This is a genomic window from Dyadobacter sp. CY261, assembly GCF_021440085.1.
Classification (GTDB): domain Bacteria; phylum Bacteroidota; class Bacteroidia; order Cytophagales; family Spirosomataceae; genus Dyadobacter.
Genome location: NZ_JAKCPW010000010.1, coordinates 87,916 through 103,090, shown reverse-complemented (window position 1 = coordinate 103,090; position 15,175 = coordinate 87,916). Strand labels below are relative to the sequence as shown.

General features: G+C 48.9%; 10 protein-coding genes. 7 read left to right on the top strand and 3 right to left on the bottom strand.

What is annotated here, in order from left to right; all coding sequences use genetic code 11:
• Positions 1–391: 391 nt before the first annotated feature.
• A complete protein-coding gene (locus LZD49_RS25320; protein WP_234670484.1) occupies positions 392–2,476 on the top strand; it encodes a choice-of-anchor A family protein in 2,085 nt (694 codons plus the stop codon).
• 76 nt (positions 2,477–2,552) lie between these two features.
• On the opposite strand, the gene LZD49_RS25315 is transcribed toward LZD49_RS25320, so the two are convergent.
• A complete protein-coding gene (locus LZD49_RS25315; protein ID WP_234670483.1) occupies positions 2,553–3,707 on the bottom strand; it encodes a glycosyltransferase in 1,155 nt (384 codons plus the stop codon).
• Positions 3,708–4,712 carry a lysylphosphatidylglycerol synthase domain-containing protein gene (locus LZD49_RS25310; RefSeq protein WP_234670482.1) on the bottom strand — a complete coding sequence of 335 codons (1,005 nt, stop codon included), beginning with the start codon at positions 4,710–4,712 and terminating at the stop codon, positions 3,708–3,710.
• Between LZD49_RS25310 and ruvC the strand changes: the two genes are divergently transcribed.
• Positions 4,711–5,304, top strand: a complete 594-nt coding sequence (gene ruvC / locus LZD49_RS25305) for a crossover junction endodeoxyribonuclease RuvC (protein ID WP_234670481.1) — start codon at positions 4,711–4,713, stop codon at positions 5,302–5,304. The genes LZD49_RS25310 and ruvC overlap by 2 nt on opposite strands.
• Here the strand turns inward: ruvC and LZD49_RS25300 are convergent, their stop codons facing one another.
• The gene (locus LZD49_RS25300; RefSeq protein ID WP_234670480.1) at positions 5,305–8,490 is read right to left on the bottom strand and encodes a zinc-dependent metalloprotease; all 3,186 of its coding nucleotides are present in this window, start codon (positions 8,488–8,490) and stop codon (positions 5,305–5,307) included.
• A 246-nt stretch (positions 8,491–8,736) separates the two neighbouring features.
• Between LZD49_RS25300 and LZD49_RS25295 the strand changes: the two genes are divergently transcribed.
• The 5 genes from LZD49_RS25295 (at position 8,737) to LZD49_RS25275 (ending at position 15,162) form a co-directional block, all read left to right on the top strand.
• Positions 8,737–9,381, top strand: coding sequence for a TetR/AcrR family transcriptional regulator (locus tag LZD49_RS25295; RefSeq protein ID WP_234670479.1), 645 nt, complete (start codon positions 8,737–8,739; stop codon positions 9,379–9,381).
• Positions 9,359–10,699 (top strand): TolC family protein, encoded by a 1,341-nt coding sequence (locus LZD49_RS25290; RefSeq protein WP_234670478.1) that lies wholly within the window; start codon positions 9,359–9,361, stop codon positions 10,697–10,699. Before LZD49_RS25295 ends, LZD49_RS25290 begins: the two co-directional genes overlap by 23 nt.
• Positions 10,700–10,740: 41 nt before the next feature.
• Positions 10,741–11,844 (top strand): HlyD family secretion protein, encoded by a 1,104-nt coding sequence (locus LZD49_RS25285; RefSeq protein ID WP_234670477.1) that lies wholly within the window; start codon positions 10,741–10,743, stop codon positions 11,842–11,844.
• 41 nt (positions 11,845–11,885) lie between these two features.
• Entirely contained in the window at positions 11,886–13,460 is a 1,575-nt protein-coding gene (locus tag LZD49_RS25280; RefSeq protein ID WP_234670476.1) for a DHA2 family efflux MFS transporter permease subunit, read from the top strand.
• Between the two features lie 97 nt (positions 13,461–13,557).
• Positions 13,558–15,162 (top strand): NFACT RNA binding domain-containing protein, encoded by a 1,605-nt coding sequence (locus tag LZD49_RS25275; RefSeq protein ID WP_234670475.1) that lies wholly within the window; start codon positions 13,558–13,560, stop codon positions 15,160–15,162.
• Positions 15,163–15,175 lie beyond the last annotated feature (13 nt).

Below are 15,175 nucleotides of genomic sequence, written 5' to 3'. Positions count from 1 at the left end.
ATAATTAGACAAGCCGGGCACCAGCTCCGGCTTTTTGCATTTAGTTGCTTTTGCTTGGCTTAAAAAAGTTATAATTATTAAAATGGGGTTAAAAGGATAATTTCGAACATTTTATGAAAGATGAGCCTGAAAGTTCTAGAAATACTGTCCTATTTCGAAATATTATTGTAGAAATAGTGTTAATACTGCAATACTTAACATTGTTGTAACCGACTCGGAATAGTTGGCTGAGGTGTGTGTATAATCTTTGATTAGTGCAATTTTTGAGATGCATGTTACCCCTTAAATTCCCTGTATCACCCCAAACTACCGTTGGGTGGTCACAAAAAAAATAACCGATCAAAAAGGGAGGTCTAATTTCGTCGAGTCAGAAACAAAAACGACTCAATACATGTACGCCAAACCTTTATTCGTAAGCTTCTTAGCACTCCTCCTAGTCAACGCAAAACAAGTATTTGCTCAAAGCCCTACTTCTGCCGCCACGCGGTTCAATATATTTGTAAAAGGTGATGCTGTCCTGCAATCCAGCGAAACCGAAGGCCCTATTGCCGTCGGCGGCAATGTAACGACCAATCAATATCAGATCAGTTTCAATAAGGAGCACGGTGTGTTGTTTGTAAATAATGCTTCGATCGGCTTGGCCGTCCGCGGTGGTGTGAAACTGAATAGCGGAAGCCTGACCGTCAATGGTGACAACTATGTTAAGATTGGAAATTGCACCCCTTCCGATGCCTCAGCAACAAAACTTAGAGTTTGGTATAAAGACAACAACAATGCAGCTTCAACCATCCGAATCACCGAAATCAATAAGCAATACTGGGAAACGCCGAACATTACCATCAATGCGAATATCAATACATGGTCGCCAAGCGTAAGTGAAAACGTTAACCCGGTTTGTGAAAGTGTATTCGGCACAGGACCAGGTCAGATTGACATGGACGCGGCGTTCATCTCGTTTATCAAAAGGTCAAACCAGTTGAAAGAAATGGCAGATAACCTCCCGATCCGCGATCAGAACGGCAACATTATGCAATCGGCCGCCATGGGGCCTTATCTCGACCCTAATATTTTTGGCAATAACCCCAAAATCATCGTCGATCCAAACAAAATCAATGTTCTGACTGTGTCAGCTGCCGTTTGGAATAAAATAGGCAGCTCAAACATCGAAGGTATCCCGCAAGGCTTGCAAATAGGCAACACAAGTTACACCGGCCCATTCGGATTGATCGTCAACATCGTCGATTTTCCAACCTTCGCCAATTCAAACGGTAACGACCGTATCAATTTTCCAACCTTCGGCGGCCTTTCCGACTCACAAGCGAGTTATGTCATCTACAATTTCCCGGATGCAACCAAATCCATCACATTAGGTGGTAACGGACAAATCAGCGGAACTATTTTCGCTCCACAGGCAGATGTGGTAAAGGAAAATAACGGTAATATCAATGGACAGATCATTGCTAAAAGCTTTGTACATAAAAGCGACGAAGTTCACTTCTGGCCATTCCTCCCATCGATTGTACCTCCGGTCGAAAAGAAAATTGACATAGTGGTAAGCACAAAATGCGAGAAAAATGCTCCCTACCTGGACTACACCGTGACGCCGAACTACGACGCAACTGGTGAAACCGTGAAAATTGAATGGGTTGCCGCCGGTTCCAAAATAGTTCAGGAAGACAGCGGATTGCCATTAACCGGCAGCATTCTCTTCCCTGGTGCATCTGTTGATGTTGACGGAAACGGTATTGCGTGGCCTGGATTTAAACTGGAAGACAAGAAATGGGTGGAAGTTCCCGATGACCGCTATGGAGCATTGCGTGAAGATGGTGCAAGTATCCGCGTAACCCTTATCCCTCCCTATGTTGAAGTGAACATTACCTACCCAACCTCCACAACAACTTGTTACACAACGCCTCCTCCTGCAACACCTTTACCAGTAACATTAGCATATTTTACCGCACAAAATGTAAATTGCAATGCGGAACTGAAATGGCAGGTAACCGAAGCCAAAGATTTCTCACATTTTGAAGTTGAACGCTCGTCAGATGCCAAGACTTATGATGTTATTGCGAAGATCGATTACGCCGCCGCAAAAAGTACTTATAGTTTCAACGACACACCATTTTCAACGGAATCTGTACCTGTAAAGGCTTATTATTATCGTCTGAAACAGGTAGATATTGACGAGACATTCGAATACAGCGCGATCCGCGGCGTACAAGCGGGCACCTGTGACAGCCGGTTGGCAGTGGATTTCTTTCCGAACCCAACGCAGGATGAAATGAATGTCAGAAGCTACTCGCCGGTGAAAAAACTCGAAATATTCACACTGGGAGGAAAACAGGTTTATCAGGTAATGCCTGCTGCCAGTGAAACAGAAATTAAAGTTAACATTCAGGCTTTTGCGCAGGGGATGTATATTGTGAATGTGGTGAATGCAGAAGGTAAGTATTCTTCCAAAGTGTTCAAAAAATAGAATAAATTGATCTTATATAGCGTTATGTGAAACTTAAAGCTGCCGGCACCTTGCCGGCAGCTTTTTTTGATAACTTTCACACCAGCTTCCGGCCTTTCCATTCGTATTCGCCTTTTTGAGCAGCAAGTCCAAAAAAGCACACATAAAACGGGTAAATGCATTGTGTTACCGGAATGTATACCAGCGATTTAGGTTTTTGGAGAAAGCCAAGGACAGAACCGAGGAAGAGCCATTCCGGAGCACATTTTAATGCAAGCATTCCTGCAAATACGGACGGTGGTACTGCCCCTGCAAGAGCCGATGCCGCAGCAAGTATGAGTGAAAAGTTGCTTGCGAAGATATACACCGCCAGCACCAGCGGCGTTTTGCTCTGATAATGCTTCCATTTGCTGGCCCAACGCTTTCGCTGCCGGTAAAAGCTCGCCCAATTGCGGTGTGGCGCTGTGCGGATGATAGCGTCGTGGTGCCGCAGGAAACCAATGGAGCCTGGGTAACGTGCCGCAATCTTGTGCATCAGGAGTTCGTCATCCCCGGAAGCGATATGCCTGACGCCCTCATAACCATTTACTTCCATAAATGCTTGCTTTTCGTAAGCAAGGTTCGCTCCGTTGCACATAGATGGGTAACCAGCCGACATTGAGGCCGCGCCACTGCCGATCAGGCTCGCGAATTCTACGGTTTGTAAATGGTCCGTCAACGAAGTTTCCTCTGTGAATGTAACCGGCGAGCTGATGAGCTTGGCACCAGTCTGCGTATAATACAGTGAGATCGCTTTCAACCAGCCCGGTTGAGCGCGGCAGTCGCCATCTGTGGTCACGATCAATTTTCCCTTTGCGTACGTCATGGCTGTTTCGATCGCCCTTTTCTTGGGGGCAGAAGTGCGTTCGTCGGGTAGGGTAATAAGTTTAATGTTGGCTGTTGAATGAGCGGCAAATACACGGACAATGTTGGCAGTATTATCTGTGGAGCCGTCGTCCATCACCAGCACTTCGAAATGTGTGGCTGGCAAGGTTTGGTGATCCAGGTCTTCGAGCAGGCTGGCGATGTTATCGGCTTCATTTCGGACCGGTATGATTACTGTGATCAAAAGATCAGGAGGGATGGCTGTGGACGTGGCAGGTTTGCGCAGTCTGCCCCATAAGAAAGTTAATGCCAACGTGAAAATGGCATAGCTTCCGAGCAAAATCCAGATGGCCGGAATAATCCATGACATGAATGCGAAGATGCTCATTTACGCTTTAATTTTCTTCCATTTATATTTCCAGATCAAAAATATCCCGACGAGGATCGGGCCGAGGACATTCAAAACCCAGATTAGAAAAGTTGCGGCGATTATTTGCTCGGCGGGTAAGTGATAAGAGGCGAAGACAACCAATGCCGTAAACTCCCGGAGCCCAAGGTCTCCCAGCACATTAATGGCCGGAATGAGGGTTTTAGCAAGAAAAACCAAAGTAACGCATGCCGCAAGGTCGACCATTGTAACTGGAAAGTCAAACAGGGATAATGCGAGTAGAAATTGGGAAAGGAAAATCAGATAGCGGATTGCGCCGTATACTGTGGCAGTGCACAAATCCCAGCCTGTATAAGCGCCTATGACTCCGACATACTGCTGGATTTTTTGAAATACCTTCTTTTTTGCGCGCCAACCGACAAGCTTTCCGCGGAAGGTAAATGCGACGGGGCCGATTAATAACACTAGTAAAAGGGTAATGCCGATAGCCGTTTTGGCCGATTCCGGCATCAGCAATCCATTTTCCAGAAAAACCCAACCGATTGCGCCTGCAAACACCGAAACATAGAATTGAATACCATTGGAAATCAATGCAGCACCGATTGCTTCCAGTCGCCGGTCGGATTTGAGGGAGGCTACACGTCCGAGTGTATCACCTAATTGTGCGGGCACTGCTACACCCACGGCCAGGCCGGTCAAAGTCCCGCGGAATGCTTCTGTAAAACTGATCGGAATGATCTTGCGTGTTAATGTCTGCCATTTCAGACTTTCGAGTGCCCAGTTGACCGGCACCAGCAACAACATTACAATCAGGACCGGCATATGCTTTTCAGACCAGATTTCAGCCAATACGGTGCTAATATCACCAATGCCCTTCTGCTCGTTGCGGAATGTCCGGTAAATGTAGCTTAGAATGAGGATCGTCACGACAAGCTTCACCACCCAGAGCAGGTTTGCCCGATTGCTTTTTGGCTTTGGAGGGGAGAGTTCCTTATCTTGCACCATGTTAAAAACGCAACAGACCGAAGTTTCGGAAAAGGTCATTATTGGGGTTGACCCGGGCACACAGGTGATGGGTTACGGGGTAATTTCGGTTAAAGGGCAGCAAATCTCGCTGGTTCAGTATGGGGTAATTCATCTGAGCAAATATAGTACGCATGAATTGAAGTTAAAGAAAATCTTTGAGCGCCTCACTCAGCTTATCGAGGACTACCTCCCCGACGAAATGGCTATTGAAGACCCATTTTATGGCAAAAATGCGCAATCAATGCTCAAACTGGGCCGGGCGCAGGGTGTAGCTATGGCGGCCGCGCTTGCACGTAACATCCCGATCGTCGAGTATTCTCCTAAGAAAGTAAAGCAGTCTGTCACCGGCAATGGTAATGCGTCCAAGGAGCAGGTCGCCTACATGTTGGAAAAGATCCTGAAAATGGAGCTCAGCCGGGAATTCTTGGATGCTACCGACGGCATCGCGATTGCGATTTGTCATCAGTACCATGCGAACTCACCGGCCTCTGCGAGTACATCTGGTTCCAAAAAAGCGAAGAAAGGCGGCTGGGGCGCATTTGTAAGCGAGAACCCCGGGCGGGTCAAGTGACTAGTTGCGGATCATTTTCAGTGATCTGGTGATTTTTCCAGCCTTTAATCTATATATATAAATTCCCGCAGCGAGGGGCGTGCCGTTCACATCCACATAATGCCATCCTTCTGGCAGGTCACCACTTTTCAGATCGCTGATTTTCTGTCCGTGTAAATTGAACAGTTCCAACTTGACGGTCACAGCTTGCGGCAAGTAGAAGGAAATTGTTCCCGACACCCCAATCGGATTAGGGCGGTTTTGTAACAGCTGAATGCCCTTGGCTTCATTACACGAGGATGTTGGCAGCACATTAAATTCAGCACTTTGATAGCTTGTAATTTCCGGTGCTGTCGTGTGGATGGAAAGAGAATACCGGCCCTGCGGCAAAGTGTCCGGAAGGGATGTCGAAATCCTGCGTGATTCCGGATTGGCAACTTCCCAGGTAATTATTTTACCAGTTCCGGATTGGCGGAGTTCTATACTGGTTTTGTTCTCAGGGGTGAAAGAGGAATTGGTAGCCAGCCCCAGTGAAAGTTGCTGGCCAGCGCAGTAGGTTTCCTGAGGGGTGAAAGACAGAATCTGCTTTTCGTCAAATGCATGAATCTCGCCGCCGGTGGTCATGATCAGTAATTTGTCCTGAAAATACTCTATGTCAAAAGGCTCGCGGAGAAAATTGAGGCCATCGGAGTACACGCTTGCCTTCCCTCCCGAGTACCTTATGAGCGCGTAATTGTCCAGTTTCGGATTCTCCCATTTGTCCCTCCGATAGGACGCAAGCCACATATTTCCGCCGCTATCAAAAATTACTTTCTTTACACTGAACGGTCGCAGCGCCTCGATGGCATCCCAGGACCCGGCACCGGCATTGAGAACGAACACGCCGAAGGAGCCGTACACGTAGCAGTTGTCTCTGGCGTCAAATGCCATCCCGCTTACACTTTCCCAGAAAGGAAACTGCGGTTGGTCGGCCCATCGGCCATTTTCGTAGAATGCGGTGAAGCCGCCTTCACCCATTACCCACACTCGCTCCTGGTTATCTCCGGCCAGGCAAACCGGCCGGTTCAGATAGAGGGCGTTCCGATGGTATAGCCACACCATGTCTTTGATCTGGACTACTCCTTCCTCCGCATTTTTGAAAAAATAGCCGTCTTTTTTAGTGTGAACCATCGCCTGGAGGTGACCCAGGTAAATTGCCAGGTTCGGAGTGCTTTTAACGAAGGTATCGTTGCTCTGTTGCACAACAACATTTTTCGTGAAGTCAATGGCGAGGGTCTGTCCGTCCGATGCGGCGCCGAATGCGCCCAGATTCATGGGGCTTTGCCCTTTCGTGGTAGATGGCATGTAGGTTTTCCACGTTTGCAGGTCCGTGGTATGATGGTACCCGCCATTGAAGTTGAAAACGTACAGGTGTTTGTCTGCTTTCAAAAACCGGTTGTAAAGCACCTCCGTGTTGGCATAGCTCGTTGTCTGAAGCGCCTCCGAGGGGACGCCCAGGAATTTGAAACGGTTGTCGTGCGAGCCAGTAGTGAAGCGCGAAGTTTGCCAGCCCGACGGCGGTAGGCCTGACAGCTGCATTCTGGATCGTGCGTAGTAGGATGTATTTTCTTCGAGAGAGGGTACGAACACCGTTTTATCCGAAAGCCAGTCACCTACATCATTATTGGAAAACGGCTGCTGAAAGACGATGTTTTTAAACGACGGATCGGTCGCTATCTGCAATTGGCCGGTAAAAGCATCAGTATTGATGACGGGTACCCATTGTTGTAGCGCGAGCACCGGCTGCGTCGACAGGGGTAATGTGCTGTCGGGTAGGATGTTCGTTGTGAAATCAGCTGTTTGCAATTCAATCCATTGCGACCAGTCGGTCCATGTGCCCTGCTTGTTTACACGGAACTTCATTGCATAATACTGGTCTCTCTTTATGGGTAGCTGAACGGAGAAATGCTGTGTTTTCAGGTTGTCCGACTGCCTGACAGCTTCATGCATCTCGGTGCTGAAAGGGAGCTGTACCTGCATTTGATAGGATGAAATGCCTTCGAGGTTTCTGAATGAGCCGGAGATGACCCCTCCGCTTGTGCGCGTAACGCCAATAAGTTGCGGCGGAGATGAGGAATTCTTCCAGCCGCTGATATTGAACGCAGCAGGGGCCGACCACCCGCTCCCGCCATGGCTGTTTTCCCCCTGGAAGCGGGCAAAATAATTTCCGTCGCTTTGTCCCGGCGAATGGTAAAATGCCTGGTTTACAACGGTGTCTTCCACAATTTGGGTGAATGCCTTGTCGGTAGCAATCTGGAAACGGAATTTTGATGCACGCTCCGAGGCAAACCATTCAAAATACGGCGCGAAATCGTTTGCATCGCCCGATTTGGTAAGTACCTTCAATGGTCCCGGTGCGGCGGGCAGTTGTGAAGAAGGCTTCAATGAAAACGATGGATTAATCTTCCCCTCAGCAAATTCTCTGATCAGGTTGCGACATAACGGGTGAAACGTAAGTTTCGCCCGGCAATACGACATGATTGATCCGTTCAAATATTCCTTGCTGCCCGAAGGGCATGTTTCGTTGGGACCTTCCAGTTCCTCACAATGGTCGATTGGCCCGCCGGGCCAGTAGCAGTTATGCGTATGCGGCGACCCGAGTGTATGCCCCAGCTCATGTGCAAGGAGGCCTGGGTCCGACGTCGTGTTGGGTGACGGGAGCGTGGACGTAGCCATCCTGTAACCTCCGTAAAACCAGCCGGAGCGTATTGAAACCCCTACCACAGCGTCCCTTTCTTCATTGCGGTTTTCGTCCCAGTATTCTTTCACTTTTGTAAAATAATCCAGATCATTCTCAAACTTATACGGCTCGGGTTCTTGCCAAATATGAATATAAGTAACGGCAAGCCTGATATTCATTTCGCGCTCAAATATGGCAGAGGCGTCTGCAAACATTTTATAAACGGCCTCCCGGATCTTTCCTTCATCATGTCCGTACTTAGTAGCCGTGGCGTATTCAACATCGACTGCGATTCGATATTCCAGCATTTCTCCCGCGTTGATACGGGCTTGCGTAAGGTCTATGCGCTGGGAGATCTTTTGAAGATAGGCGACTGTAAGTGAATCGTCGGTGCCGCATGATGGCGCAATCTGCTGCGCGGACAGGATTCGCGATACCAGAAGCAATGTAGTGAATATGAGGTAATTGAGCGTAGAGGCTGATTTCATCGTCGGAAATGGGTTATGTAACCGGAGGTTGTAAGGGGTAAGACAAAGGATTAGCTTTCTACCGTTGCACGCATTTTAATTTCAACATTAAAAAACTTTAATGGTAATAATTCAATATTCCATTTTACTAATCAAACGTTTGTTTAAATATATCAAACGATCGTTTGATTTTTATTTTATCACCGGTTACCTTTGTATTGTCATTAGCAAAAAGAAGAAAAAAATCCTTGCTGGTGAACTACTTAGATGGAATACAACGCGAAACAATTACAGATAATAGAGGTGGCGGAGCGGCTGTTTTCACAGAAAGGTTTTGCCGGTACTTCGGTGAGGGATATTGCGCAGGAAGCAGATGTGAACGTCTCGATGATATCCTACTATTTCGGTTCGAAGGAGAAGCTGATCGAGGCGCTTTTCCAACTACGCATGACGGAATCCGCTTCGAGACTCGAAACACTCGTCATGGCCAGCGACCTCTCGGCGCTTCAAAAATTCTACGTTTTTATCGATAGTGTGATCGATCGCCTTATGGGCAACCAATGCTTCCACAACATTATGATGCGCGAACAACTGTCGTCGGAGCGCACGCCCGTCATCACGGAATACATCCGGGGGTTGAAGGTGCGGAATGTGGAGCTCATCAGAAGGATGATCCGCGAAGGGCAGGAGGGGGGCGAGTTCAGGAATGATATTAATGTGAGCCTGGTCACCACAACGCTTTATGGAACAGTTAACTATGCGATCGCTTCGCAGGATTTTTATAAAAGAATCAACGAACTCGATCACCTGACCGACCACGAGTTTCATCAACATCTCCGCGGCGAACTTAGCCAACACCTCAAGAACCTATTTAAATCAACCATTACCAATGAACACCACATCCAGAATTAAAAGAATGGTTTCTCTGGCAGCCGGGATCGTCTGGGTTGCTGTGACAGGCCATTCGTACGCCCAAAGTGCACGCACGATCAAGCTGGAAGAGGCCATTGCAATGAGCCTGCAAAACAGCAAGCAATTGAAACTGAGCCAGAGCAACATAGATCTGGCCGGTCTGAGCATTCGCCAGGTAAAAGAAAACCAGTTGCCGAGTTTCAGTGTTTCAGGATCTTACCTCCGGGTGAACTCGCCCAATGTTAATTTAAAAATCAAACAGGAAGGTAACGACAGCACCGGTAATTCCGGCGGCATGCCGAATGTGCATCAGGCCATGTACGGAATGGCGAGCGCGTCGCTTCCTTTGTTTTCGGGCTTTCGTTTCAAATACGGCCTAGAGTCCGCGAAATACGTGGAACAGGCTGCGAAGCTGGACGCTGACAACGACCGCGAAGCTGTAATTCAGAACACGGTGGCCGCTTATGGCAATCTGTATAAAGCCAGGAAGGCCGTTGACCTCGTCACCGAAAACCTCACCAGCGAACGCGAGCGCGTTTTGGAATTTACCAATCGTGAGAAAAACGGTATTCTCGCCCGCAATGACCTGATGAAGGCCAAGTTGCAGGAATCCAATGTGGAACTCGCTTTGCTCAATGCACAAAACGACCTCAAAATCACGACCATCAATATGAACCTGCTGCTTGGCTTGCCGGAGGAGACGGTAATCGAAGCAGATTCCAACAGCTTCGGCGCGCTTAAAGAAGAAGGCAATGCAGGTGAGTGGGAACAAACGGCGCTGGCACACCGCAAGGACATGGCTGCCAACGGCATCCGCCAGAAGGCCGCCGATAGCGATATCAAAGTAGCAAAGGCAGATCTGTATCCTAGCGTAGCCCTTACGGCAGGTTATGTGGCACTGAACATCCCGGGTGTCGTAACCGTGCCCAATGCAGTAAATGCAGGGATCGGTTTCAAATACGACGTCGCATCTCTTTGGAAATCAAGTGCCAGGATCGCGGAAGCGCGTACGAAAGCCTATCAGCTCAAAACCAATGAGCAGATTATTCTCGACAAGATCCACCTCGAAGTGAACACGGCCTATTACAACTATGTGCTCAGCAAAAGGAAGATCGACGTATACGCCAAGGCCGTCGAACAAGCCAACGAAAACTACCGCATTACGAAAAACAAATACGACAACAGCCTGGTAACCACCACCGAACTCCTCGACGCCGACGTAGCCCAGGTACAATCCCGCATAGACTACGAAGCCGCAAAAGCAGACGCTGTTGTAGCATACAAGAAACTCGAACAATCAGCCGGAGTAATAAACTAGCATTCACTCATTCAGTCATTCAATCATTCAGTCATTGAACAATGGAAACCAAACAAATCACAACCGAAGAAGCGCCTAAAAAGAAAAGTTACCGCTTCCTCATCATATTAGGCCTGCTGATCGCTGTGGGCGGAACCTGGGGTTTTACCAAATATAACCACGGTTTGCACCACGAAGAAACGGACGACGCACAGATCGATTCGGACATTAGTCCGGTAATCCCGAGAATTTCGGGTTACGTAACGGAAATCAGGGTGAAAGACAACCAGACAGTGAAAAAAGGGGATACGCTGATCGTATTGGACAACCGCGACCAGATCATCAAGCTTGAACAGGCCAAAGCTGGCCTTGCCGGATCGCAGGGAAGCCTGGTTGCAGCGAATGAGACAACCAGCGCCTCGGCGGCGAGCGGCATTACTTACGAAGCGAATATCGCCGTGGTAGCCGCCCAGATCGAAGAAGCGAAAGTGAATTTGTGGAGAGCCAATCAGGATTACGCACGTTACGAAAACCTGATCAAGGACCACTCGATCACCCAGCAGGAATTTGAGCAGGCTTCGGCTACCAAACAAAAAGCAGAACGCGCATTGGCCGTTTTGGAAGCGCAAAAAGGTGCTGCCGAACGTCAGGCGAAAGCAGCCGGTCGTCAGACAAAAGCTACCTCGGTACAATCAACGGTTGCGAATGCAAATATCAAGGCGCGTCAGGCCGAAATCGCGAATGCGGAACTGAACCTTTCGTACACCGTCATCACCTCGCCGACTGACGGCCGCGTATCCAAAGTGAATGCGCAGCTGGGCCAGTACCTGCAAGCCGGACAGTCGTTGTTCAGTATCATCTCGACCCACAAACCATGGGTTACGGCGAACTTCAAGGAAACGCAGCTGACGAGAATGAAGATCGGCCAGAATGTGAAACTCCATGTAGACGCATTCCCGGATCACGAATTTGAAGCCAAAGTAACTTCATTCTCTCCCGCAACCGGTGCCCGCTTTGCACTGCTGCCTCCTGATAATGCGAGCGGTAACTTTGTGAAAGTGGTGCAACGTCTGCCAGTCCGCATTGAGTTTACCAAAGCACAGGACGACATGATTTCGCAACTGCGCCCGGGCATGAACGTGTTCGTGGACGTAGAACTGAACTAAGGTTCCTGAACCGAATTTTTGATTCTAAAAACCAATAATCAATGGAAATGCAGGAATCACTCGTCGAATACGGCTACCGCAGGGTAATTATTACCATCACGGCTGTATTGTGCGCGCTGCTCGAAATCGTGGATACCACGATCGTGAACGTGGCGCTCAACGACATGCGCGGAAACCTGGGCGGCACATTGTCGGAGGTGAGCTGGGTGATTACCGCCTATGCGATCGGTAACGTGATCATCGTTCCGATGACCAGCTGGCTGTCCGCACAATTTGGCCGCCGCAATTACTTCGCTGCTTCCATCATCATATTTACGGTCGCCTCATTTCTTTGCGGTAATGCCGATAATATCTGGGAGCTGGTATTTTTCAGGTTGATACAAGGCTTTGGTGGAGGTGCGTTGCTGGTAACGGCACAAACGCTGATCACCGAAAGCTACCCACCCGAAAAACGCGGGATTGCGCAGGCTATTTATGGTCTGGGTGTGATCGTAGGCCCTACCCTGGGCCCGCCGCTGGGAGGTTATATTGTAGATAATTACAGCTGGCCTTACATTTTTTATATCAACATTCCGCTGGGTATCGTTGCGGCCATGCTGACACTCGAATTTGTAAGAAGCCCGAAATATGCCGACAAAAAAGCAGCCAATGAAATCGACTGGTGGGGCATTATCCTCCTCGCCGTAGCCGTAGGCTCTTTGCAATATGTGCTTGAAAAAGGTCAGGAAGAAGATTGGTTCAATGACGAGATCATTACGATCCTTTCGATCACCACTGTTTTTTCATTCTTCTTCTTCATATGGAGGGAATGGACTTACAAAAATCCGATCGTCAACCTGCGCGTGCTCGCCAATGGTAACCTGCGGGTTGGGACGATCCTGTCGTTCATTCTCGGCTTCGGGTTGTATGGTTCCACATTCATCATCCCGCTTTACACGCAAGCCACGTTAGGCTGGACGGCCACGCAATCGGGGATGCTCATGGTACCCGCCGCAATCGTGACCGCGATGATGATGCCCGTAGTGGGACAATTACTGCAACGAGGCGTGAAACAGCAATACCTCGTGGCGATCGGAATGATATTCTTCTTTGTGTACAGCTACTGGGGCTATTTAATATTGACTCCGGACACGGGTAAAGACGCATTTTTCAACATGTTGATCGTTCGTGGGATTGGACTCGGATTACTATTTGTCCCGATCACCACCCTGGCATTATCGACCCTGAAAGGCCGTGAAATCGGCGAGGGAGCGGCATTTACCGGTATGATGCGGCAACTCGGAGGATCATTTGGGGTTGCGGTGATCACCACCTTCATCGCACGCCAGAACATGTCGCACCGCAACGATCTGGTAAGCAAGCTGGACGTCAATAATCCGATAGTACAGCAACGGGTCGAGAGCTTGCAACACAGCTTCATGGCCAAAGGAATGAGCGCCGACGCGGCCCTGAACAGCGGTTACAAGATGCTCGATTATACCGTATCCAAGCAAGCGCAGGTAATGTCATACATGGACGTGTTCCTATACCTGGGCGTCATGTTCTTGATTTGTGTTCCCTTTGTGTTGTGGACCCGAAGCGGCAAAACGAAAGTTGACGCTTCGTCCGTCCATTAGTGTTTTTAAGTGTAGTAGTATTGCAGAAGAAGCTTCCCAATCTCCGGGAAGCTTCTCTTGTTTTCCCTACTTTTGCCCAAATACAACCGAAAATTAAGTGCACCAGAATTACCATTTCATCAAACAACTTGCGCCGCGGCTCGATACTGAGCTGGCGGGGAAAGTCTTTGTGGAGGCGTTCAGCCAGCAGAAGGACGAGCTCATCATTATTTTTGCGGAACAGGGACAAGGACCAGGACAGGAGCAAGCATCTGAACCGGCGCAGGAAGCCGAATTGCAAAAGCCATTCTTCATTAAAGCCACTTTAACGAACAGTTTTTCCTGCCTCAGCTTCCCCGAGCGTTTTGACCGGGCGCGGCGGAATAGCGTGAACCTGTTTACGGATTTTGCCGGTGATAGGGTCGATTTTGTGAAGGTTTGCAGGAATGAAAGGGCCATTCAGGTGCATTTTGCCAGTGGCAGGGATTTGATCTTTAAGCTCTTTGGAAACCGGTCCAATTTCATTGCCTTGAATGAGGATGGGGTGGCTACCCAACTTTTTAATCATAAACTGGCGACTGACAGAGGCCTTACCGTAGCGTCATTGAACCGGGATATCGACCAATCGTGGGAGGCCTTTGTGGCGCATGAAGGTCGTTTCGAGCCGCTTTTCCCGACTTTTGGTAAAGTCATAAACAAATACCTAACCGGTAAACTGGCAGGGAAAGACGATCTGGCAGAGCGTTGGACAATTGTACAGGAGGTTTTGCAAGAGCTTGAATCGTCTGTTTTCTACATTACCCGCATTGAAAACATTCCCGCATTGACGCTTTTTGAAACCGGCGAGGTTGTACAGGTTTTACACGACCCGTTGGAGGCGTTGAATGCGTTTTACCTGGCCTACATCCGTCTGAGCGGGCTGGATAAGGAGAAGGCGGATATCGTGAGGTTGCTGAAAAAGCGTATCCAGCAGACCGACAATTATCTGGAAAACACATTTCAAAAGCTGGTCGATCTGGAAAATGCGACGAAGAATGATGAGCTGGCTAACATCATCATGGCCAACCTCCACCTGATTGCCGAGCGGACGGAGAAAGCCGAACTCTACGATTTTTACCGCGATCAGCCCATAACCATTAAGTTGAAAAAAGACCTTTCGGCGCAGCGGAATGCGGAAGGCTACTATCGCAAAGCTAAAAACGAGAAGATCGAGCTGGATCGGCTGCACGACAGCCTCGCGGCGCGGGAGACCGACAAGAAGCTGCTGCATGAGCATTTGGAGCACATCGAAACCATTGAGTACCTGCGGGATTTGCGGACTTATATCAAAACGCATAAACTGGACCAAGGCACCGCGGCACCGACGGTGGATGAGCTTTTCAAACGCGTGGACTTCATGGGATATACCATTCTGATCGGGCGTAATGCGAAAAACAGCGATTTGCTCACCAAACAGGCACATAAGGAGGATCTTTGGCTTCATGCAAAAGACGTTACGGGCTCGCACGTGGTGGTAAAGAACCAGCCTGGTCGCAAATTTCCGGCACCCGTCATAGAGCGGGCGGCTGAATTGGCGGCTTTTTTTTCCAAACGCAAGAACGATTCGTTGTGCCCGGTGATCGTGACGCCGAAGAAGTTTGTAAGGAAGCCAAAGGGACTGCCGGATGGCCTGGTGCTGATCGATAAAGAAGATATCGTGATGGTGGTCGCTAAGGGTGAGTGAGTTGAGCTAAATG

Bases quoted from the DNA above. Each gene is read 5' to 3' on its own strand.
- LZD49_RS25320 (WP_234670484.1), top strand. From the start codon at position 392: ATGTACGCCAAACCTTTATTCGTAAGCTTCTTAGCACTCCTCCTAGTC.
- LZD49_RS25315 (WP_234670483.1), bottom strand. From the start codon at position 3,707: ATGAGCATCTTCGCATTCATGTCATGGATTATTCCGGCCATCTGGATT.
- ruvC (WP_234670481.1), top strand. From the start codon at position 4,711: ATGTTAAAAACGCAACAGACCGAAGTTTCGGAAAAGGTCATTATTGGG.
- LZD49_RS25310 (WP_234670482.1), bottom strand. From the start codon at position 4,712: ATGGTGCAAGATAAGGAACTCTCCCCTCCAAAGCCAAAAAGCAATCGG.
- LZD49_RS25300 (WP_234670480.1), bottom strand. From the start codon at position 8,490: ATGAAATCAGCCTCTACGCTCAATTACCTCATATTCACTACATTGCTT.
- LZD49_RS25295 (WP_234670479.1), top strand. From the start codon at position 8,737: ATGGAATACAACGCGAAACAATTACAGATAATAGAGGTGGCGGAGCGG.
- LZD49_RS25290 (WP_234670478.1), top strand. From the start codon at position 9,359: ATGAACACCACATCCAGAATTAAAAGAATGGTTTCTCTGGCAGCCGGG.
- LZD49_RS25285 (WP_234670477.1), top strand. From the start codon at position 10,741: ATGGAAACCAAACAAATCACAACCGAAGAAGCGCCTAAAAAGAAAAGT.
- LZD49_RS25280 (WP_234670476.1), top strand. From the start codon at position 11,886: ATGGAAATGCAGGAATCACTCGTCGAATACGGCTACCGCAGGGTAATT.